General features: G+C 60.9%; 25 protein-coding genes and 1 pseudogene. 15 read left to right on the forward strand and 11 right to left on the reverse strand.

From position 1 onward, the window contains the following. Positions 1 to 2: 2 nt before the first annotated feature. Positions 3 to 959 carry a glycosyltransferase gene (locus D4A92_RS20140; RefSeq protein ID WP_203016872.1) on the forward strand — a complete coding sequence of 319 codons (957 nt, stop codon included), beginning with the start codon at positions 3 to 5 and terminating at the stop codon, positions 957 to 959. A 9-nt stretch (positions 960 to 968) separates the two neighbouring features. On the opposite strand, the gene D4A92_RS20145 is transcribed toward D4A92_RS20140, so the two are convergent. Beyond that, positions 969 to 1,436, reverse strand: coding sequence for an Lrp/AsnC family transcriptional regulator (locus D4A92_RS20145; RefSeq protein WP_006725561.1), 468 nt, complete (start codon positions 1,434 to 1,436; stop codon positions 969 to 971). 238 nt (positions 1,437 to 1,674) lie between these two features. Here D4A92_RS20145 and trxB point away from each other — a divergent pair, with 238 nt between their 5' ends. From trxB to D4A92_RS20165, 4 genes are all read left to right on the forward strand, one after another. Beyond that, on the forward strand, positions 1,675 to 2,652 hold the full coding sequence (gene trxB / locus D4A92_RS20150; RefSeq protein WP_203016874.1) for a thioredoxin-disulfide reductase: 978 nt from the start codon (positions 1,675 to 1,677) through the stop codon (positions 2,650 to 2,652). Between the two features lie 20 nt (positions 2,653 to 2,672). Further along, the gene (locus D4A92_RS20155) at positions 2,673 to 3,569 is read left to right on the forward strand and encodes a LysR family transcriptional regulator VtlR (RefSeq protein WP_054151539.1); all 897 of its coding nucleotides are present in this window, start codon (positions 2,673 to 2,675) and stop codon (positions 3,567 to 3,569) included. A gap of 364 nt (positions 3,570 to 3,933) precedes the next feature. Then, on the forward strand, positions 3,934 to 4,227 hold the full coding sequence (locus D4A92_RS20160; RefSeq protein WP_054151538.1) for an ArsR/SmtB family transcription factor: 294 nt from the start codon (positions 3,934 to 3,936) through the stop codon (positions 4,225 to 4,227). A 59-nt stretch (positions 4,228 to 4,286) separates the two neighbouring features. After that, positions 4,287 to 5,387 carry an alkene reductase gene (locus tag D4A92_RS20165; RefSeq protein WP_203016876.1) on the forward strand — a complete coding sequence of 367 codons (1,101 nt, stop codon included), beginning with the start codon at positions 4,287 to 4,289 and terminating at the stop codon, positions 5,385 to 5,387. A gap of 178 nt (positions 5,388 to 5,565) precedes the next feature. Here the strand turns inward: D4A92_RS20165 and D4A92_RS20170 are convergent, their stop codons facing one another. Continuing rightward, complete coding sequence (locus D4A92_RS20170) at positions 5,566 to 5,835, reverse strand: DUF2188 domain-containing protein (protein ID WP_203016877.1); 270 nt, start codon at positions 5,833 to 5,835, stop codon at positions 5,566 to 5,568. Between the two features lie 84 nt (positions 5,836 to 5,919). Between D4A92_RS20170 and D4A92_RS20175 the strand changes: the two are divergent. From D4A92_RS20175 to D4A92_RS20185, 3 genes and pseudogenes are all read left to right on the forward strand, one after another. Beyond that, a pseudogene (locus tag D4A92_RS20175) lies at positions 5,920 to 6,084 on the forward strand (hypothetical protein); the annotation flags it as partial. Positions 6,085 to 6,253: 169 nt separating this feature from the next. After that, positions 6,254 to 7,459 (forward strand): OpgC family protein, encoded by a 1,206-nt coding sequence (locus tag D4A92_RS20180; protein WP_203016882.1) that lies wholly within the window; start codon positions 6,254 to 6,256, stop codon positions 7,457 to 7,459. Between the two features lie 166 nt (positions 7,460 to 7,625). Further along, entirely contained in the window at positions 7,626 to 8,855 is a 1,230-nt protein-coding gene (locus D4A92_RS20185) for a PQQ-dependent sugar dehydrogenase (RefSeq protein WP_203016884.1), read from the forward strand. Positions 8,856 to 8,884: 29 nt separating this feature from the next. Here D4A92_RS20185 and D4A92_RS20190 read toward each other — a convergent pair whose 3' ends face one another. From D4A92_RS20190 to D4A92_RS20200, 3 genes are all read right to left on the reverse strand, one after another. After that, complete coding sequence (locus D4A92_RS20190) at positions 8,885 to 9,316, reverse strand: type II toxin-antitoxin system VapC family toxin (protein ID WP_203016886.1); 432 nt, start codon at positions 9,314 to 9,316, stop codon at positions 8,885 to 8,887. Next, positions 9,288 to 9,560 carry a type II toxin-antitoxin system Phd/YefM family antitoxin gene (locus D4A92_RS20195; protein WP_203016888.1) on the reverse strand — a complete coding sequence of 91 codons (273 nt, stop codon included), beginning with the start codon at positions 9,558 to 9,560 and terminating at the stop codon, positions 9,288 to 9,290. The genes D4A92_RS20190 and D4A92_RS20195 overlap by 29 nt, the downstream gene beginning before the upstream one ends. Before the next feature lie 103 nt (positions 9,561 to 9,663). Then, positions 9,664 to 10,866 carry a pyridoxal phosphate-dependent aminotransferase gene (locus D4A92_RS20200; protein WP_203016890.1) on the reverse strand — a complete coding sequence of 401 codons (1,203 nt, stop codon included), beginning with the start codon at positions 10,864 to 10,866 and terminating at the stop codon, positions 9,664 to 9,666. Positions 10,867 to 11,129: 263 nt separating this feature from the next. On the opposite strand from D4A92_RS20200, the gene D4A92_RS20205 reads away from it, so the two are divergent. The 4 genes from D4A92_RS20205 (at position 11,130) to D4A92_RS20220 (ending at position 14,189) form a co-directional block, all read left to right on the forward strand. Then, positions 11,130 to 11,525 (forward strand): hypothetical protein, encoded by a 396-nt coding sequence (locus D4A92_RS20205; RefSeq protein ID WP_203016892.1) that lies wholly within the window; start codon positions 11,130 to 11,132, stop codon positions 11,523 to 11,525. Positions 11,526 to 11,672: 147 nt separating this feature from the next. After that, positions 11,673 to 12,821 (forward strand): PQQ-dependent sugar dehydrogenase, encoded by a 1,149-nt coding sequence (locus D4A92_RS20210; RefSeq protein ID WP_203016894.1) that lies wholly within the window; start codon positions 11,673 to 11,675, stop codon positions 12,819 to 12,821. A 536-nt stretch (positions 12,822 to 13,357) separates the two neighbouring features. Continuing rightward, positions 13,358 to 13,573 carry a cold-shock protein gene (locus D4A92_RS20215; protein ID WP_006725577.1) on the forward strand — a complete coding sequence of 72 codons (216 nt, stop codon included), beginning with the start codon at positions 13,358 to 13,360 and terminating at the stop codon, positions 13,571 to 13,573. A gap of 154 nt (positions 13,574 to 13,727) precedes the next feature. Continuing rightward, complete coding sequence (locus tag D4A92_RS20220; RefSeq protein ID WP_203016895.1) at positions 13,728 to 14,189, forward strand: BA14K family protein; 462 nt, start codon at positions 13,728 to 13,730, stop codon at positions 14,187 to 14,189. A gap of 49 nt (positions 14,190 to 14,238) precedes the next feature. On the opposite strand, the gene D4A92_RS20225 is transcribed toward D4A92_RS20220, so the two are convergent. Continuing rightward, positions 14,239 to 14,883, reverse strand: coding sequence for an MBL fold metallo-hydrolase (locus D4A92_RS20225; protein WP_203020067.1), 645 nt, complete (start codon positions 14,881 to 14,883; stop codon positions 14,239 to 14,241). An 89-nt stretch (positions 14,884 to 14,972) separates the two neighbouring features. Then, positions 14,973 to 15,137, reverse strand: a complete 165-nt coding sequence (locus D4A92_RS20230; protein WP_203016896.1) for a hypothetical protein — start codon at positions 15,135 to 15,137, stop codon at positions 14,973 to 14,975. 305 nt (positions 15,138 to 15,442) lie between these two features. On the opposite strand from D4A92_RS20230, the gene D4A92_RS20235 reads away from it, so the two are divergent. The 3 genes from D4A92_RS20235 to D4A92_RS20245 are packed head-to-tail and all read left to right on the forward strand — an operon-like array spanning position 15,443 to position 18,096. Then, positions 15,443 to 15,967, forward strand: a complete 525-nt coding sequence (locus D4A92_RS20235; RefSeq protein ID WP_203016897.1) for a MarR family winged helix-turn-helix transcriptional regulator — start codon at positions 15,443 to 15,445, stop codon at positions 15,965 to 15,967. After that, positions 15,954 to 16,670 carry a response regulator gene (locus tag D4A92_RS20240; RefSeq protein ID WP_203016898.1) on the forward strand — a complete coding sequence of 239 codons (717 nt, stop codon included), beginning with the start codon at positions 15,954 to 15,956 and terminating at the stop codon, positions 16,668 to 16,670. Before D4A92_RS20235 ends, D4A92_RS20240 begins: the two co-directional genes overlap by 14 nt. A 43-nt stretch (positions 16,671 to 16,713) precedes the next feature. Then, a complete protein-coding gene (locus D4A92_RS20245; protein WP_203016899.1) occupies positions 16,714 to 18,096 on the forward strand; it encodes an ATP-binding protein in 1,383 nt (460 codons plus the stop codon). A 40-nt stretch (positions 18,097 to 18,136) separates the two neighbouring features. Here the strand turns inward: D4A92_RS20245 and D4A92_RS20250 are convergent, their stop codons facing one another. The 4 genes from D4A92_RS20250 to D4A92_RS20265 all read right to left on the reverse strand — a co-directional run bounded on the left by D4A92_RS20250 (position 18,137) and on the right by D4A92_RS20265 (position 20,501). Beyond that, on the reverse strand, positions 18,137 to 18,481 hold the full coding sequence (locus tag D4A92_RS20250; RefSeq protein WP_203016900.1) for a tRNA-binding protein: 345 nt from the start codon (positions 18,479 to 18,481) through the stop codon (positions 18,137 to 18,139). After that, on the reverse strand, positions 18,478 to 19,296 hold the full coding sequence (proC, locus tag D4A92_RS20255) for a pyrroline-5-carboxylate reductase (protein WP_203016901.1): 819 nt from the start codon (positions 19,294 to 19,296) through the stop codon (positions 18,478 to 18,480). The genes D4A92_RS20250 and proC overlap by 4 nt, the downstream gene beginning before the upstream one ends. A 2-nt stretch (positions 19,297 to 19,298) precedes the next feature. Beyond that, the gene (locus D4A92_RS20260; RefSeq protein WP_006725585.1) at positions 19,299 to 19,799 is read right to left on the reverse strand and encodes a YbjN domain-containing protein; all 501 of its coding nucleotides are present in this window, start codon (positions 19,797 to 19,799) and stop codon (positions 19,299 to 19,301) included. A 441-nt stretch (positions 19,800 to 20,240) separates the two neighbouring features. Continuing rightward, positions 20,241 to 20,501, reverse strand: a complete 261-nt coding sequence (locus D4A92_RS20265; RefSeq protein ID WP_006725586.1) for an accessory factor UbiK family protein — start codon at positions 20,499 to 20,501, stop codon at positions 20,241 to 20,243. Positions 20,502 to 20,617: the final 116 nt, after the last annotated feature.

Raw genomic sequence — 20,617 nt, forward strand, 5'->3', positions numbered from 1 at the left:
CGATGGCCGACCGCGATCTCCTCGACATCCTCATCGTCAACAAGGACAACAGCTTCGGGCTGACGCGCGACACGTCTTTGCTGATCGAAGCGCTGGCCTCCGTCGGCCGCTCCGAGGATGTGGCGACCAAGGGTATTCGAGCACGAAACATCGTCGACCGGCTGCTTCGCCGCAAACAGGCAAAGACCATCATCCACGTCGAACGCGCCTTTCCCCGCTGGTACAGCGCCGCCCGACACAATCTGCTTTGTCCCAACCAGGAACGCTTCCCGCGGCGGCACATTGGCCGGCTGAAGGGTATCGACCTCGTTCTGGCCAAGAGCCGCCATGCCGAAGAGATCTTCCGTGATCTGGGCGTAACCACTGTTTATGTCGGCTTCACGTCCGAAGACCGGCTCGACGACAGCGTCGCGAAGAACTGGAACAGCTTCTTTCATCTGGCCGGCGGCAGCACGCTGAAAGGCACGGAAGACGTCATCGAATTATGGTCCCGCCATCCCGAATGGCCGGAACTGGTCCTGGTCCAGCGCGATCCGCATCCGAAGGCCGCCGGGGTCCCGAATATCCGAGTGGTCAGTGGCTACATCACCGACGCCGAACTGAGAAAATTGCAGAACAGCTGCGGCCTCCATCTTTGCCCCTCCCGCTCGGAAGGCTGGGGGCATCATCTCGTCGAAGCCCTCTCCGTCGGCGCGGTGACCGTCACTACCGATGGCCCGCCGATGAACGAGCACGTAACCGCCGATTGCGGCATCCTCGTGCCCTATGCGCGGACGGAACCCAGGCATCTGGGCACCAATTATTGCGTTGATCCCGAAGCGATGGAGACGGTCATCAACAATCTGCTGAGCATGGACGTCGCGCAAAAGCAGGCGCTGGGGGCTGCTGCGCGCCAACGTTTCGTCGAGATCGACACCGGCTTCCGCACCAGACTGGCGGAAGCGCTAAAATCGTTCTGAGCTCGTTGCTCAGATCTCCACCAGACCGACCTTCTTCACTTGCCGGATCGTCAGCATGGTGCGCACCGTGTCGACATGTTCGTTCGCCGTCAGCACTTCAATGACGAAGTCCTGGAAGCGTGTCAGGTTTTCCGCCACGCAATGCAGCAGGAAATCGCTGTCACCGTTGACCATCCAGGCCTGCCGGACGATCGGCCAGCTGTCGGTCGCCGCCGCAAAGGCCTTGAGGTTCGCCTCCGACTGGTGCTTCAACCCCACCATGCAGAAGGCAACGAGATCATAGCCCAGCCGGCTGGCATTCAGAACGGCGTGATAGCTTTCGATCACGCCGGCCTCCTCAAGCTTGCGCACCCGGCGCAGGCAGGGCGGTGCCGATATGCCGACACGTTCGGAGAGTTCCACATTGGTCATGCGCCCGTCCCGCTGCAATTCTTTCAGAATGCGCAGGTCGATGGCGTCGAGTTCTACCTTGAGCACGGTCGATCCTTTTGAAGATGTGTGCGATATCTACTCCTTCAGACGTAATTGGCAAGAATCCTCCGCGTTCACGCACAATTATTGCGTGGACGCGCAAAGCTCTGTTGCTAATGACGGGCCATGCCTTGAATTGCTTGTCGCTTCGATCCTAAATGGGCGACAGTTGCGCAACGGTCGGGCTTGCCTGCGCTTGATACCCCCGATCGAAGACGAAGACCGCGCATTGAAAGGAAGCGACATGACTGCCCGCCACACCAAGGTGCTGATCATCGGCTCAGGCCCTGCCGGCTACACCGCTGCGATCTATGCCGCCCGCGCCATGCTGAAGCCGGTTCTGATCGCCGGCATGGAACAGGGTGGTCAGTTGATGATCACCACGGATGTGGAGAATTACCCGGGCTTTGCCGATCCGATCCAGGGCCCCTGGCTCATGGAGCAGATGCTCAATCAGGCCATCCATGTCGGCACCGAGATCGTCAGCGATCTCGTGACCGAAGTGGACACCAGCCATCGTCCGTTCACGGTGAAGACCGACAGCGGTCAGGTCTGGACAGCAGATACGCTGATCATCTGCACCGGCGCCAAGGCCAAGTGGCTCGGCATCGAGAGCGAGCAGCATTTCCAGGGCTTTGGCGTGTCCGCCTGCGCGACCTGCGACGGCTTCTTCTATCGCAACAAGGACGTCATCGTCGTCGGTGGCGGCAACTCGGCCGTCGAGGAAGCCCTCTACCTCTCGCATATCTGCAAGTCGGTCACCGTCGTGCATCGCCGTGACAGCTTCCGCTCTGAAAAGATCCTGCAGGAACGCCTCTTTGCCAAGGAGAACATCCGCGTCCTCTGGAACACGACCGTCGAGGAAATCACCGGCGCTCCGGCGAAGCCCCCGATGCCGCCGTCTGTCTCCGGCGTCAGGCTCAAGGATGCACTGACCGGTGCCGTCACCGACATGCCGATCGACGGCGTCTTCGTCGCCATCGGCCATGCGCCGGCCGTCGAGCTATTCAAGGACAAGCTGAAGCTGAAGTCGAACGGCTATCTCTGGACCGCGCCGGATTCGACAGCGACCGACGTGCCCGGCATCTTTGCCGCCGGTGACGTTACCGACGACGTCTACCGCCAGGCGATCACCGCCGCCGGCATGGGCTGCATGGCAGCGCTCGAGGCCGAACGTTTCCTCTCGGCCCTGCCCGTCGAGACACAACAAGCCGCGGAATAGCCGCCATGAGAGGGGGCGGCATGCCGCTGGACTGGGACAAACTGCGCATTTTTCATGCGGCCGCCGAAGCTGGGTCCTTCACCCATGCGGCCGACAAGCTGCACCTGTCCCAGTCGGCGATCAGCCGCCAGGTCTCCTCCTTGGAGCAGGACATCGGCGTCAAGCTTTTCCACCGCCATGCCCGCGGCCTGATCCTGACCGAACAGGGTGAGCTGCTCTATCGCACCGCTCATGACGTTCTCCTGAAGCTGCAGACGGTCAAGATGCAGCTGACCGAGACGACCGAAAAGCCGTCCGGCAAGCTGCGGGTCACGACCACCGTCGGCCTCGGCCAGGGCTGGCTGACCGACAAGGTGCAGGAATTCCTGCAGCTCTACCCAGACATGTCGATCCAGTTGCTCCTCGACAACGAGGAACTGGACGTCAACATGCGCCATGCCGACTGCGCCATTCGGCTTCGCCAGCCACAGCAGTCGGACCTCATCCAGCGCAAGCTGTTCACGGTGCATATGCACGTCTATGCGGCACCGTCCTACATCAACCGCTACGGCGAGCCGCAGTCGATTGAGGATCTCGACAACCACCGGATTATCACCTTCGGCGAACCGGCACCGAATTACCTGTTGGACGTCAACTGGCTGGAAGTCGCCGGCCGTTCCTCCGACAATCCGCGCATGCCGCATCTGCAGATCAACAGCCTGACCTCGATCAAGCGTGCCTGCCTGCTCGGCATAGGCATCGCCATGCTTCCGGATTACATCGTCGGCCGCGATCCCGGTCTGCTGCAGCTGGTCACCAGTGCCGACGTGCCCTCCTTCGACACCTATTTCTGCTATCCCGACGAAATCAAGAACGCCGCAAAGCTCAAGGCTTTCAGGGATTTCATCGTCGCCAAGGCCCGCAACTGGAACTTCTAAGGCAGCCGTTCGGCTGGCTTTTTAGTAGGTTGTGCACACAGACTTGCGCATCATGCATGCCTGACATGCATAAAAAAGCATTGTTCACTGCACAAAAAACCACCATATCGCACACAGCTGATGCACATGGTGGCTTTTTCCTCCCAGTTCCACCGCAGCAGCTGTTCCCCTCTGGAGGTTTTTGACCTTCACAATTCAAAGGGCCCTGGTTTTTCCGGTGGCCCTCTTTTTTTGTTATTTTGTTGGAACAATAGATCCCTCGAACCGTTTCAGCGTCTGGCGGAACTGACGCCGGACACTCTCAGTGCCCGACACCAGAGATCGCTCCGCCGCAGACTGGAATTGTTGACGATTTGGAGGGGACATGTTCCTGGAGGACGTGATGAAGGCGCTGGCTCACCCGGCGCGCATGGAAATGCTGATTTGGCTGAAAGATCCCAAAGAGTATTTCGGGGTTCCGAAAGAGGACGCGACCGACGGCATAAGCGCCGGTCAGTTCGAGCGGTCAGGCCTTTCTCAATCCGCAGTTTCAGCCCATCTGGCAACACTTCAGCGAGCGGGCCTCATCAGTTCCAAGCGTGTCGGTCAGCGGGTTCTCTATCGCCGCAATGAAGATGCCATCGCGGAGTTCGTCAAGACCTTGAATGGAACACTCTGAGGCACCACATCGGGATCCCCAATGAACCTTCCCATCATTGGAAACTCCCGAGAGGTTTCATGTCCAAGCTTTTTGAACCGACATCCGTCGGCACCATCCCCGTTTCGAACCGCATCGCTATGGCGCCGCTGACCCGCAACCGGTCGCCGGGCGCAGTGCCGAACGATCTCAACGTCGAGTACTACCGCCAGCGTGCGACTGCCGGCCTGATCATCAGCGAAGGCACGGCGATCACCCACCAGGCGCAGGGCTATGCCGACGTTCCCGGTCTCTACAAGTCCGAAGCCATCGAAGGTTGGAAGAAGGTCACCGACGCCGTGCATGCAGCCGGCGGCAAGATCGTCACGCAGCTCTGGCATGTCGGCCGGATCTCGCACACCAGCCTGCAGCCCGAGGGCGGCGCCCCGGTCGCCCCCTCCGCCATCGCGGCACAGTCCAAGACCTATATCCTCAATCCCGATGGCTCCGGCGCTTTCGTCGAGACGTCCGAGCCGCGTGCTCTGGAAACGGCTGAACTGGCCGGCATCGTCGAGGACTACCGCAAGGCGGCGCGCGCTGCCATTGAAGGCGGCTTCGATGGCGTGGAAATCCACGCTGCCAACGGCTATCTGCTCGAGCAGTTCATGCGCTCGAACAGCAACCAGCGCACAGATCAATACGGCGGCTCGATCGAGAACCGCATCCGCCTGACGCTGGAAGTCGTCGAGGCCGTGACCAAGGAAATCGGCGCCGAAAAGACCGGCATCCGCATCTCCCCGACCACCCCGGCAAACGATGTCTCCGACCCCGATCCGAAGGCCGTCTACACGGCACTCGTCGAGGCGCTGGCAAAATTCAATCTCGCCTTCGTGCATGTGATTGAAGGCGCGACCGGTGGTCCGCGCGACGTCCTGCCCTTCGACTGGAAGGCACTGAAGTCCGCCTATCGCGACGCTGGCGGCAAGGGTGCCTGGATCGCCAACAACGGCTATGACCGCGCGTCTGCGATCGAAGCCGTCGAGAGCGGCTATGCCGACCTCGTCGCCTTCGGCCGCCCTTTCATCGCCAATCCCGATCTCGTCCGCCGTCTGAAGGAAGATGCAGCCCTCAACCCGCTGGATCAGGCCACGCTCTACGGCGGCGGCGCGGAAGGCTACACGACGTATCCGGCCCTTGCCTGACACGAAAAGGGGGCGTCCGGATATACCGGCCGCCCCTCACTGCCTGGAGCATCATCAGCGCCTCGACCAGTGAGCTTTGTGGCTGCGCGATGCTTTGAAAGGCGCCATCGGCGCCGGGCCCAAGACGTGAACGAACGATCTCAAGCGGCTGAAATGGCTCAGGCGATGATCCCGTGCTTCAGGCTCGCGGTTGCTGTTGCTCGACGAAGGTGTCGACGATCTCCACCTCGGGACGGTCGCCGCCATCGCTGTATTCCTCGCGCCATCGTCCCGTCTCGTCCTGATAGCTGATCGTGACCGGCTCGTCGCCGACCTGTTGCTCCAGCATGACGATGCGTGCGGCTTCGAGGGCCTGGTCATGGGTCGGGAACGCCTCCGAATAGGCGCCACCGAGCCGATAGGCCCAACCGCCATCATGAGGAACGATCTCGTAGATGATCTTCACCATGGCCTTCTCCTCCTAGGCTAAGAAGGAGTATTCCATCAAAAGAGCCTCGGCGCAAACGGACGAGCGATCGGACGGCCAAGGACGATGACGCCGGTGCAGACCACCATGGTCGCCATGACCCGGGTCGCGGCAGCGATCAATCTCAACGATGGAGACGAATGCGATCCTACGCAGACCCATTTCGTCCTCTTCGCCACCTTCAGCATGCGCCCCTGCCTAGGTCTTTTGAACACGCATGATTCGCCTTAACTGCGGCTTCCGCCCACGAATCCGTGAGCAAACCGGCTCGGAACTTTTGTTGAAAACCACCGTTCCCTCCGCACGGATCGGCCCTGTTGGGCCTCCCGCCGCATTCTCAACACGATGCGGATGATGATCGCCGCCGCGGGTGACCGGGGGGCCAACTCGGGAGTCGAACGTGAAGAGATTGGATGTGATCGACGGCATGCGGGGCTATTTCCTCGTCTTCATGCTGATCAACCACCTGGTGTTCACGGGGGGCCTTTGGCTCGTTCAAGTTAACCACCGCAACCTTGCCTTCGTCGAGGACGCGCAAGGCTTCGTCTTCCTCTCGGGCCTGCTGACCGGCATGGTCTACAGTCGCAAGATGATGAAGGACGGTTATGTCGTCGGCCGCGACAAGATCTGGTCGCGCGCCCTGGAGCTTTATCGCTATGCCATGGCGATCGTCCTGATCGTCCTCGCACTCCAACTGGTGATGCCTGGCGCGGTCTCGGCCTGGAAGAACTGGCTCGGTGACGCAAGCCTGCTTGATCCAAGCTCGCTCGCGCCGATCGCCACGTTCCTCGTTCAGCCGACCTTCATGGACATCCTCCCGCAATACATTGTCTACATGATATTCGCGCCTGTCGTGATCTGGCTTTGCATCCGCGGCCACTGGCTCGGCGTCGCAGTCGGTTCGCTGCTGATCTGGCTTGCGGCCCAGCTAGGCCTGCACCGTATTGTCACCTACCCACTCGACGCCTGGCTCGCCGGCGCGCCGGACCAGCAGGGCCTGCGTGTCTCCTTCAACCTTCTGGGCTGGCAGATCGTATTCTTCGCCGGCATCATCGCCGGCACCCTGACCTCGATGAAGAAGATCGAGTGGCAGAAGGTCTTCGACCCCAACCGCACCACGCTTGCCTGGACGGCTCTTGCGATCACCCTCTTCTTCCTGCCGCTTCGCCTGGCGACTGCGCACGGCTTCATGCCGGGCTTCGTCCTCGAGAAATTCGGCCTGATGGAAATCCGCGCCGACTTTGGCCCGGTCTACCTCATCAACTTCGCGGCTGTGGCCTATGGCATGGCCTGGATCCTGGTCGCCGGCCCACGTCACGAGAATGCAGTGATCCGCAAGATCGCCTCGACGCTGACAAGCCTTTTCACGCTGAACTTCTTGCAGCTTCTCGGCCGGCATTCACTGCAGATCTATGTCTGGCACGTGTTGATCGTCTATGCGGTCTACTACATCGACGCCCGCACACCGGAACTGTCGCAGCTGACGAAGACGGCCATCACGATCGGCGCGCTCGCCATCCTCGCCTTGCCGGCCTTGTGGCGAGACCGCGAAAAGATCTTCGCCAATGCGCCTTACGTCGGCAGCTGGATCAAAACTCCGGCATGAGGAGAAACCATCGGAGCGGGCCCTAGTGCCCGCTCTTTCTTTGAGATCAGTCCTCTCCGCACTCACCACCCGATAAAGCGAACTTGATCTGGCGTGCTCTACCGAGCTGGAGCTTTCAGACCACTTAGGCGTTGTACGGGTCCAATCATTCGACCAGGAGGAATTGATGAAGCGTCTACCCCACATTCTCGCCGGAACCATGCTGAGCGTCAGCCTTGTCTCCGCGCCCGCTCTTGCCCAGCAGGCGGGAACGCCCGTCGAGACCCAGGCACCCAACGCGCCCGACCAGCAGCCGGCCTTTTCCGGTCAGACGAGAGCGCCGCAGCCTCCGGAATCCGTCAGCATCCAGACCGAAGTCGTGGCCGAAGGCTTGCCGCATCTCTGGGCGATGGAATTCCTCCCCGATGGCCGCATGCTTGTCACCGCCAAGCAGGGCGCCATGCACATCATCGGCACCGACGGTACGGCCGGCCCCGAGATTGCAAACGTTCCGGAAGTCCTCGCCGACGGTCAGGGCGGCTTGCTCGACGTTGCCCTGGCACCCGACTTTGAAAGCTCGGGCATGATCTTCTTCTCCTTCGCCGAACCACGGGATGACGACGGCAACGGCACATCGGTTGCTTCCGCACGCCTCGTCGCGGACGACCAGGGCGGCGGCGCTCTGGAAGACGTCAATGTGATCTTCCGCCAGACCCCCGGCTATGACGGCAACAAGCACTTCGGCTCGCGCCTCGCCTTCGGTCCGGAAGGTGAACTCTACGTGACGGTCGGCGAGCGCTCCGACGCCGAACCTCGCGTTCAGGCCCAGGATCTGCAGAGCGGTCTTGGCAAGATCTTCCGCATCAGCCAGACGGGTGAAGCTGTCGAAGGCAACCCCTTCATTGGCCAAAATGGCGCCCAGCCGGAAATCTGGTCGCTCGGCCACCGCAACCTGCAGTCCGCCACGATTGACGGTCAGGGCCGCCTGTGGACCGTCGAACACGGCCCGAAGGGTGGCGACGAACTGAACCTGCCCGAGGCCGGTAAGAACTATGGCTGGCCGGAAGTGACCTATGGCGTCGAATATAGTGGCGCTGCAGTGGGCGAAGGCATCACGCAGATGGCCGACACCGAGCAGCCGGTCTATTATTGGGACCCCGTAATCGCGCCCTCGGGCATGGCGTACTACGATGCCGATGCCATCCCCGAATGGAAGGGAGCCTTCCTCGTCGGCGGCCTGGTAAGCCAGGGCGTGGTCATCCTCCACATGGAGAACGACCGGGTAAAGCATGAGGAACGCGTCGATCTTGGCGCCCGCATTCGCGATGTGAGAGTAGGCCCCGACGGCGCCGTCTACGCCGTCACCGAACAGCGCGGCGGCGGCAACTCGACCATCGTGAAGCTTACCAAGGGCTGATCAACCCATTCCGCCTCTGGCTCTCGCAGTCAGGGGCGGAATGCCAAGGGGTGATCGACAAGGGCACGGTCAACGGTCACCAGTAACAGGCCTTCGACATGACACTGGGCGAGAAGCAGCCGGTCGAAGGGGTCCCGGGTAGGCGGTTCAGGATCGAGAGAGTGAAGGACGTGGGCGACTTCGATATCGAGGATCTCCAAACCACCCGATTTGACGTTTGCCGGCACGTCCGCCAGGGCCATGCCGACATCCAATTTGCCGAGCCTGCTTTTGATCGCTATTTCCCAAAGAGTGGCAACGCTGACGAAGCCTATAGTGTCCCCGACACCGAAGTACTTGCTGATAGCCGGAAATTGCAGATCGAAATCCCGCCTCAGAAGGCCGAGGAAAATATGGGTATCCAGCAACAAGCGCTGCACTAGGGAAGCGGCCTCAGGAGAAGTCTTCTGGAAGCGGATCATCAAAGTCCTCAGCGATATAGGGAACGGCATTCTCAACGCCTATCGAACGCAGATGCGCCTGCATTGCCTCCCAATCGATTCCTCTCTTCTTCTGCTCCGACTTTCCCGCGCTCCCCTCCACATGCGGCACCAGATCCAAAACCGGCTTGCCGTCCCGCGTCACGGTCACGACTTCGCCCCGCTCGACGGCATCGGCAAGCGCTTCCAGATCGCGTGTAGCTTCCTGCAGACTGACGGTTTTCATGAGCGCCAGAATACCACAAGCGCTCACCCCCCTCAACAAAGCCAGAAAATGCGAAAAGGGCCCGCCTCCCGGCGAGCCCTTTCAAGACACATGTAGCTTACACTTACTTCAGCGAAGCGCAGAAGCGCTGGATGCGGCTGCAGGCCTCTTCCAGCTTGGCATTCGAGGTCGCGTAGGAGACGCGGAAGTTCGGGCCAAGGCCGAAGGACGAGCCGTGCACGGTCGCAACACCTTCGGTCGCCAGCAGTTCCATGACGAAGTCTTCGTCCGTCTCAATGACCTTGCCCGACGGCGAGGTCTTGCCGATGAGCGCGGCACAGGACGGGTATACGTAGAAGGCGCCTTCCGGCTTCGGGCAAACGATACCGGAGGCCTGGTTGAGCATCGAAACAACGAGGTCACGGCGCTCTTCAAAGGCCTTCTTCGATTCCGTGATGAAATCCTGCGGACCATTCAGCGCCTCGACGGCGGCCCACTGGGCAACCGAGCAGGCACCGGACGTCTGCTGGCCCTGGATCATGTCCATGGCCTTGATCAGCGGCAGCGGGCCGGCGGCATAGCCGATACGCCAGCCGGTCATGGCATAGGCCTTCGACACTCCGTTCATCGTCAGCGTACGCTCATAGAGCGCGGGTTCCACCTGGGCCGGCGTGTAGTAGACGAAGTCGCCGAAGACGAGATGCTCGTACATGTCGTCGGTCAGGACCCATACATGCGGATGCTTCATCAGCACGTCGGTCAGCGCCTTCAGCTCGTCCTTGCTATAGGCGGCACCCGACGGGTTCGACGGCGAATTGAACATGAACCACTTGGTCTTCGGCGTGATCGCCTTGTCCAGCTGTTCGGCGGTCAGCTTGAAATTGTTCTCAAGCGTCGTCTCGACGAAGACGGGCGTGCCGCCGCACAGCGCGATCATTTCCGGATAGGACACCCAGAACGGCGCCGGGATGACGACTTCATCACCCGGATTGATTGTCGCCATGAAGGCGTTGAAAAGAATCTGCTTTCCGCCGGTGCCGACGATGACCTGCTCCGGCTTGTAGTCGAGACCGTTCTCGCGCTTGAACTTGTCGGCAATTGCCTTGCGCAGCTCCGGAATGCCGGCGACCGGCGTGTACTTCGTCTCGCCGCGAGCAATCGCCGCCACGGCCGCATCCTTGATATTCTGTGGCGTGTCGAAGTCGGGCTCGCCAACGGAGAGCGAAATGACGTCTTTCCCCTGCGCTTTGAGTTCCCGGGCCATCTGCGTGACGGCGATGGTCGCGGAAGGCTTGATGCGGGAAAGGGCGTCGGCAAGGAAAGCCATTGTGCAGGTCCTGAGCTGATTGAACATCGACCCCGCTCCCCGGGGCCTCAGGTCCAAGCTCTATGGCGAAAGAGCCCCGGCCTTTCAAGCCAAAAGCACGGATGACGCAAGAGATTTGCGTCACCATTCCAATGCGTCTGTGGGCACGATTTCCCAAGCACCGCCGAAATCACAATTCGAGTTGGGAAACGCCACAATTTCGTCGCCATGGCGACGCGATCGCACGGTTTCATGCGGTCAGGACAAGAAAGAAGGTGCCTGTCATGGATTATGAACTGGAAACATGTACGCCACCCTCAAGGCGAAGCCGTTCACTGGCCTGGCTCGCCGCTGCCAGCGGCTTGGCTTTGGCTCTCTTCATGTTCGGAAGCCCGGGTGCCGCCTCGCCACCCAGCGGGGACAAGCTCATCGTGGCACCGCAGACCTCCACCATCTCGGCAGATCGCCTGACCACCGGCAGCATCGTCCCGGCCTCCCCCGTCCGACTGGTCGATGTCCCGGCCTCCGCGATGAAGCACCTGCCCCTTCCGCAAAAGGAGCGTCATGTGCTGATCGTCCTCCTCTTCGCCTGCTTCACGGTCATGGCAGCCGGAGGCTTCGCCCTTTGGCGGCGGGGATGGCGGGAGATCGTTCAAGGCGAAAGCAGCGATCAGCGTTAAGCGCAGGTCGAATCCGGGACACTGACGACGGCAGCCGCGCGCTTCGCCTTCAAAACTCCGTCATGAAGCCCGCGCCGGCTGTGAAACGCCTTGCCAGCTGCATTTCAGTCCCCATCTTCTCGACGAGCAATCGATGGCTGTGAGGAGATGACGATGCTGAACCCCTTCGACAAGATCGGACGACTGTGCGTATCCGTTCTAGCCTTGTCGGTTGCGACATCCGCGTCGGCCGAAGAGCCCCGGGAGATCCGGGCCGGCGACGTCACCATCGAGGTCACCAGCATCGCCGAGGGCCTAGAAAACCCCTGGTCGGTTGAAGTGCTGCCGGATGGGGCCTTCATCGTCACCGAGCGGCCAGGCCGCATGCGCATCATCCGTGATGGTGAAGTCGGGCGGCCCTTGGGCGGCCTGCCGAGGATCGCGGCCGTCGGCCAGGGTGGCCTGCTCGACCTCGCCCTCTCTCCCGACTTTGCCGAAAGCCGACGTCTCTTCTTTACCGCCGCCGCCCCCGGTCCGGGTGGCCAGGGTACGGCCGTCTTCTCCGCCCGCCTGAGCGCGAACGAACGACGCCTTGAGGATGTCCGTCGGATCTTTCTCATGAACAAGCTGACTGGCGCCGGCCAGCATTTCGGATCCCGGATCGCTGTCGCCGCTGATGGCAGCCTGTTTTTCGGCATCGGCGACCGCGGCGATCCCGATCGCGCTCAGGACCCTGCGGATCACGCCGGCAAGATCCTCCGCATCAATGCAGACGGCACGCCATCCTCCGCCAATCCGGCGGGCCAGGCTCTTCCCGAAGTCTGGTCCAGCGGCCACCGCAATCCCCAAGGCATCGTCATCGATCCCGCCGATAACAAGCTTTACACCGTCGAACATGGGGCGCGAGGTGGTGACGAGATCAACGCACCCGAAGCGGGCAACAACTATGGCTGGCCCGTGATCTCCTATGGCAAGCACTATTCCGGCGCCGAAATCGGCATCGGTCAGTCCGCCGATGGCTACGAACAGCCGCTGCACTACTGGGACCCTTCGATCGCGCCAGGAGCGCTTGCGATCTACCGGGGCGCCATGTTCCCGGAATGGGAGGGCGACTTCCTGGTCGCCGCCTTGAAATATCAGCTGATCGCCCGCATCGAGCGCAACGATGACGGCTCGATTGGCAAAGAAGAACGCATTCTGCAAGGCGACTACGGCCGCATCCGTGACGTGAAGGTCGCGCCAGACGGCTCCATCCTGCTGGTGACCGACGAAGAGGATGGGCAGCTTCTGCGCCTCACGCGCGCTGGCCAGACTTGACAGACGCTGCGCACCTGTCATCAGCCAAAATTTGCCCCATATTCGGGGCCAATTTGCCTGACAAGCTTGGCCCCGCGGAATGCGAGACCATTGAACACGAAAAATTTTCACCCGCAAATTTCCGTGTTCGAGAGGGGTTTTGCCTCAATCTCCATCGCAAGCGATGCAAATTTTCTTCGAAATGGCGTGACGACGCCTTTCGACGGTAACGAATCACTCCATTCACACTGAAAACAAAGGAATCTCGCCCCATACAGGGTTAAAACTTTCGCTTGCCAATTTCCGACAAACCAAGCAATCTTCGCGCGTTCGGGCAATTTTGCGAGCATGGGAAGACCTATAAATGAGTGCGCGCCGGGGACGCTATAACAACCCCGGGCAGCCTAACTTGAGAGGATGGAAACATCGTCGGGCGTTAGACTGCGGTAACAGGGCCCCTTTCCTCTAATTTCGACAAATGCCTGTCGCTCACCCGCTTGCGGGTACATTGCAATGCTGCCCCGCCGAATATGGGCAGAGAGAAAAGGACCTGACGCATGGCCGAGACTGGCACTGTAAAGTTTTTTAACACCGACAAGGGCTTTGGCTTCATCAAGCCCGACAATGGCGGCGCGGACATCTTCGTCCACATCTCCGCCGTTCAGGCATCGGGCCTGTCGGGCCTGACCGAAAACCAAAAGGTCAGCTTCGACACCGAACCCGATCGCCGTGGCAAGGGCCCTAAGGCCGTAAACCTGCAGATCTCCGGCTGATTTCACCCGGTTTTCTACGAATTGCGGCCCGGCATTTATGCCGGGTTTTTTCGTTCAGCCTCCGTTCAGGCAAGGCCTCATAGATTGCGATCATCGCCGATGGCCCGAACAGCCACATCGGCCAGATAGTTTCCGAAGGTCGAGGAACGACGTCATGATGAAATTCGCGCAAAATGCACTTCTCGCGGCTGCAGTCACACTGACGCCGATCGCTGCGGCAAGCCAGGCCGAAGCCGGCGACCGGCATTATCGTCACCGCAGCGACGATGCCCTTGCACTGGGCGTCATCGGTCTCGCAACCGGCATGATCGTCGGCTCGGCGATCGCAAGCCCGCCGCCGCAACGCCGTATCTACATCGATCGCCCAGTCTCAGTCTATGACGAGCCAGGCTACTATGTCGATGATTATCCGCCTCCGCCGCCGCGCCACACCTATCGCCCCCGCCCGGTCTATCAGCAGTTGCGCCCGGTGGTTCAGTCCTATGGCATCGAGCCCTGGACCGGCGCCTGGTATGACTATTGTGCGCAGCGCTATCGCAGCTTCAACCCGCGCACAGGCACCTTCGTCGGCTATGACGGCAGAACTCATTTCTGCACGGCCCGCAAAGGACCGTAACCGCACCGCAGAATGACAAAAGCGCCGGTCACACGGCGCTTTTTCTCGTTCAGAGGCCCTGGATGAAGGGATTGGCTCGGCGCTCGTCGCCGATGCGGCTGCCAGGCCCATGGCCGCAGATGAAGCCGACGTCGTCCCCGAGAGGCAGGACCTTGTCACGAATCGAGTTCATTAGCGTCTGGTGGTCACCACCCGGCAGATCGGTTCGCCCGACAGAGCCGCTGAACAGGACATCGCCGAGATGAGCAAACTTCTGGTCGCGGTTGAAGTAGATGACATGCCCTGGGGCGTGACCTGGGCAGTGGTAGACCTCGAAGGTATGATCGCCGAAGCTGACCGTATCGCCGTCTTCGAGCCACTGGTCGGGAAGCACGCTGCGCAACCCCGAAATGCCGTAGCTCGCCGCCTGGGTCTCGATGCGCTGCAAAAGCGGCAGATCGTCCTTGTGCGGCCCGATGATGGTAAGCCCGGTTTTTTCCTTAAGCTCGGCTGCACCGCCGGCGTGATCCAGGTGCCCGTGCGTGAGCCAGATCGCCTTGAGCGTCAGGCCATTCTCAGCGATCACCTGCATGATGACATCGACATCGCCGCCCGGATCGACGATCACGCCCTCGCGTGTTTCGTCGTCAAATAGGATCGTGCAGTTCTGCTGAAAGGGGGTTACCGGGATGATTCCCGCCTGTATCTGTCCCATAGGCTCGCTGTCCTTCTGATCGTGATCGACATGGGCCTTACCATGCCAGACCATCGAGAGAAACCACGGCGACTTTCGAAGAAATAGACTTAGCGGGACAGGCCGTAGACCTGCGAGACGGGAGATGCCGGAAGCAGGGAAGCCTGGGCGACGAGGAAGCTGGCTACCATCAGCTTGGCCGTGAACACGAGGATCGCAACGGGGCGCAGGCTGGAGCTTGCGGAAATCTGGGCAGTGCGGTCACGGTTCATCATGGCGCGAATCCTCTCTCCTTCGGCAAAGCCTCGCCGAAGCGGCTTGTCCGGAACTTGTGATTGATCAGTGCAGTGGTAACGAGCATGCCGGCCATAGGTTTCCAGGTGAAAGTCTAACCTGTGCGATCAGCGTAAATTTGTTGGAAATTTGCTACACTTGCGCATAGTTTTGCCGGCAATCCCCGTCAAGGAGACGAGGATGAACGGTCGATCACATTGTGATGTCCGACGTTCGGAAAAGCGTCGCCCTGGGCGATGAGGGCAATAACCGGCGGTGGCGCTCGCGTCTGCGCCGGAGGAAAGGAATGACGAGCGTGGCCCGACAGTCTGCGACGAAGACTGCCAAAAAGATCCTGCCGGAGATGCCGGTGGTCGATGACAAGTCGATCGACTTCGAAACCATCGAAAGCCTGTTTTTCGCCTATCGCGATTTCGTGTCCGATCCGGATGCCATCCTTGCCAAGCTCGGTTACGGACGCGCCCATCACCGCGTCGTGCATTTCGTCAGCCGCCGTCCAGGCATGACCGTTGCCGACTTGCTCGGCATCCTGCAAATCACGAAGCAAAGTCTTGCCCGGGTTCTGAAGGAACTGATCGACAGCGGTTATATCAGGCAGATGGCGGGTCCCGCCGACCGCCGCCAGCGCCGACTTTATCCGACGCTTGCCGGGCGCGAACTCTCGCTGGCGCTCTCCGAACCGCAGTCGCGCCGCATCGCCCACGCCATGCACGGCATGAGCGCAGACGAGCGCGCGACCGTGCGCCGTTTCCTCGACGGCATGCAAAGACAGACCGTGACCCAGCCTCTCGAAACGGATGGAGCAGACTGACGTGTCGAAGAAGATCGAGCTGACCGACGACGCCCCGCATCTCCTGGTGGTTGACGACGACACGCGTATTCGCGACCTCTTGCATCGGTTCCTCACGGAAAAAGGCTTCCGCGTCTCCGTCGCAGCCGATGCCGCAGAGGCACGCCGCAAGCTTGAAGGCCTGAGCTTCGATCTTCTCGTCCTCGACGTGATGATGCCGGGCGAATCCGGTCTTTCTCTCACCCAGAGCCTGTCCGACGAGAAGCGCGTGCCGGTCATTCTGCTGACCGCCCGCTCCGAGGCCGATAGCCGCATTGCCGGTCTGGAGGCCGGTGCGGACGACTATCTTGCCAAACCTTTCGATCCGCGCGAACTGGTGCTCAGGATCAACAATATTCTCAAGCGCAACATGAACCCCGATGCGCCGAAGATCGAGCAGGTGATGTTCGGTCCCTACACCTTCTCGGTGCTGCGCAAGGAACTACGCAAAGGCGCGGAAGTCATCCGTCTGACCGACCGCGAACAGGAAATCATGTATCTCTTCGCCACGCGAGCCGGCGACACGATCCCGCGCCACGAACTCGTCGGCAACGACGCGGAGGTCGGCGAGCGCACGATCGACGTCCAGATCAATCGGCTGCGGCGCAAGATCGAGGATGATCCCGCCAACCCCGTCTGGCTGCAGACGGTGCGCGGCATCGGTTATCGCCTCAGCATGGACTGAGGCTGCGGCAAGGGCGCGTGATGCGCCGAGGAAGTGTAAGCACATGACGCTGTTCGATCAGATCCGGCGGGATCAGGACCGTAGCCCGGCGACCGGCCTGAAGGGCTTCTTCCGCTGGCTGCGTCATCGGCTGCCGACTGGCATCTACGCCCGATCCCTGCTGATCATCATCCTGCCGATGCTGATCCTGCAGACGGTCGTCGCCTTCGTTTTCATGGAACGTCACTGGCAGCTCGTCACCGAGCGGCTTTCGGAAGCCGTGACACGAGACATCGCAGCTGTCATCGAACTTCTGCAGCGCTATCCTGACGACGAGGACTTCGCCACGATCGCCGATGTCGCCGCCAGCAAGTTGAGCCTGATGATCTCGCTCGAACCGGGAACCGAACTGCCCTCCCCGCGACCAAGCCCCTTCTTCTCAATTCTCGATCAGATCCTGTCCGACGAGATCGCCGAGCAGATCCGTCGCCCCTTCTGGATCGACACGGTCGGAACCTCGCGCCTCGTCGAGATCCGCATCGTCATCGACGGCAGGACCTTGCGGATCTTCGCCCCGCGCAATTCCGCCTATGCTTCCAACACCCATATCTTCCTGGTCTGGATGGTTTCGACCGCGCTCGTGCTGATCGCCATTTCCATCCTCTTCCTGCGCGGCCAGATCCGCCCGATCATGGCCTTGGCCAATGCCGCCGAAAGCTTTGGCAAGGGGCAACGTCCGCCGGAAGACTTCTCGCCGCGTGGAGCCGACGAAGTGCGACGCGCCGGCCTCGCTTTCATCCTGATGCGTGAGCGTATCGAACGGCAAATGGAACAGCGTACCGCCATGCTGGCGGGCGTCAGCCATGACCTTCGCACCATCCTCACGCGTTTCCGCTTGCAGCTGGCGCTCGCCGGTGACGGGCCGGAGATCGACAACCTCAACCAGGATATCGATGACATGCAGAGCATGCTCGAAGGCTATCTCGATTTCGCCAAGGGAGAGGTCGAGGAAGATGTCGGCACACTCGATCTTGGCGACCTCTTCGAACGCGTCGCCGCCGACTTCAGCCTGCACAACCGCGCTTTCTCCTGGACGCTGGAGGGCGAGCCTCTGGTCCATGTGCGCCCCAATGCCTTCTCGCGCCTGGTGACCAACCTCGCCTCCAATGCGCGACGCTACGCACACAGGCTCGACATCGACGCCCGCCACACGGCGAAATGGCTGATCATCGTTTTCGACGACGACGGCCCGGGCATTCCCAAGGAATCGCGCGACGATGTCTTCAAACCCTTCTATCGGCTCGATGAAGCACGAAACCTGGATGCTTCCGGGACCGGGCTCGGTCTTGCAATCGCCCGCGACATCGCCCGCAGCCACGGCGGCAACGTGACGCTCGAAGACAGCCCGCTCGGTGGCCTGCGCGCCATCATCCGCGTTCCCGTCTGAGGTCATTTCGGCCAGTAAAACGGGGCCCGAGGGCCCCTGGTCACATCATCTTCTTGCCGTTCGGTACAGGCTGCTCGACGGCCGCCAGCACGATGGCGCCATTCTCGTCCTCGAATCCGAGCGTCAGAACCTCCGAGCGAAACGGCCCGATCTGGCGGGGCGGAAAATTGACGACCCCAAGCACCTGGCGCCCCATCAGCATCTCCGGCGTGTAATGCACGGTGATCTGCGCCGAAGACTTCTTGATACCGATCTCGGGACCGAAATCGATCTTCAGCTTGAAGGCCGGCTTGCGCGCTTCCGGGAAGTTCTCGACCTCAACGATCGTGCCGACGCGAATGTCGACCTTCTCGAAATCGGCAAAGGTGATCTCGGAACCGCTCACTGGGCGAGCTCCTCGGCCCTCTTGCGCGCCGCCTCGATCGCCTGATCGAACAGCGGCTGCATCGCATCATCAGCCATCAGCACAGAGAGGGCAGCAGCCGTCGTCCCACCAGGCGATGTCACGTTCTTGCGCAATTGCGAGGCAGGGTCGGGGGACTGGTGCAACAATTCACCAGCCCCCGCGACCGTTTCTCGTGCGAGGCGCATGGCGAGGTCCGCCGGCAGGCCCGCTTTCCGGCCTGCCTCTGCCATGCATTCGACGAGGTAAAAGACATAGGCCGGTCCGCTACCAGAAACGGCGGTCACGGCATTGATGTCGGCTTCGCTCGAGACCCATTCGACCGGGCCGGACACCTGAAGAAGACGATGAACGACGTCGCGCTGCTCTTCGGAGACGGCAGCATTGGCAAAGGCACCAGTGACGCCACGGCCGACCATGGCCGGCGTATTTGGCATGGCGCGCACCATGGCCGCCTTACCGAGATGGCCTTCCATCGAGGCGATGGTCTTGCCGGCTGCAACGGAAACCACCGTCGTCTTCGGCCCGACAACAGACGTGAGGCCCGGCAGGACCGCGTCCATGACCTGCGGCTTCAGGGCGAGAAAGAGAATATCAGCCTGCAGACCCACGGGCGGCGTGACAAAGTGCTGGGCACCGGCATCGTTGATCGCCGCCATCATCTTGTCGGAGGGACCCGGATCGAGCACCGTCACGGCACTGCCCTGCACACCGCTCTTCAGCCAACCGGCCAGCATCGCGCCGCCCATATTGCCGGCTCCGACGAGGACGATCTGTCCGAATGCGGCATCCGTCATTCTCAGGCTTCTCCGACCGTCTCGAACAGGACGGCATCCATGGCGCTCTTGGCGTCCATGCCGGACCAGACCACGAACTGGAAGGCCTGATAGTAGGCTTCACAGGCATCGACAGCGGAGGAGAGAAGCACCTCGACCTGGCGATTGGTCGGCTCGGCACCACCGGCAAGCAGAAGAGACTGGCGGAAGATCACAACGTCTTCGTTCCGCCACAGGTCGAAATGGCCCATCAGCACCTGCCCGTTGACGTAGGACAGAAGCTTGATGACTTCGTTCAGGCGGTTTTCAGGGATCTTCAGATCGAAGGCGGAAGCCAGATGCAGCGCCTCGAACTCCTCCATCCAGGAGAAGGAGACATGGTAATCGGCCCAGCGCCCCTCGACAGTCATTGCGATTTCGTCTTCGCCCGAACGCTCGAACGACCAGTCATTGGTCGCCGCGACAAACTCGATCATGTCGACCGGGTTGGATTGGCGTTCGACTTCGATTTCCATGAGGCTCATGCATCACCTTCTTGACCGGAATGAATACGGGCACCCGGCGAACCGCCGGGCCACTCGGACACCTGAACCGGAAACTACTGAAAACGATTCCGAAGGACCCCAGGGTAGAACACGCACCCTGTCCGAAACTTACGCGGCCCCCGCTCAGAATCATCGTTGAAAATCAGTGTATAATCGTCAGGGGCCAGCACCAGCCCCCTTCGCCATATTTGACTGTGTGACCTGTGGATGGCGCTTTCAGAATCGCCTTTGCATCACCCCATAAGCGACTCTGCCGATTGGCTTTTTCGCAGCTGTCCACAAGCTGCAATTTTTTCGTGGGTTCCGGTCCACGCAACACCCGTCAAGGTGCTGAAAATGCAAAAAGACCCATAGCCACAGGCAATGGGTCTTCCTAAGCCTTGCGGCGTCTCGCGAAGCTAGATCGAAACGGGAGAGCCGTTACTTCGGCTGGGTCGAGAGCTGAGCCTCGAGAGCCTCGATGCGCTTCTGCAGCGCGTCGTTCTCTTCGCGCGCCTTCAGCGCCATCTCGCGCACCACGTCGAACTCTTCGCGTTTGACGAGATCCATGTTGTTCAGCCAGCGCTCGGCCTGGGCGTGGAACGCCGTTTCGAGTTCCTTGCGCACGCCCTGGGCGGCGCCGGCGGCGTCCGTCATCAACTTGGCGAAATCATCGAGAATACGGTTGGGGCCGGTCGACATGGAAAACTCCTCTCAAGCAGACTGCGGACTGGAAAATCGGTACCTGCAGATGAGGTAGGACCAGACAGGCCGGCACGCAAGACGCGAAGGACAGATAAAGGTGGTTGACGGTGTCG

The organism is Rhizobium rosettiformans (assembly GCF_016806065.1).
GTDB lineage: Bacteria > Pseudomonadota > Alphaproteobacteria > Rhizobiales > Rhizobiaceae > Allorhizobium.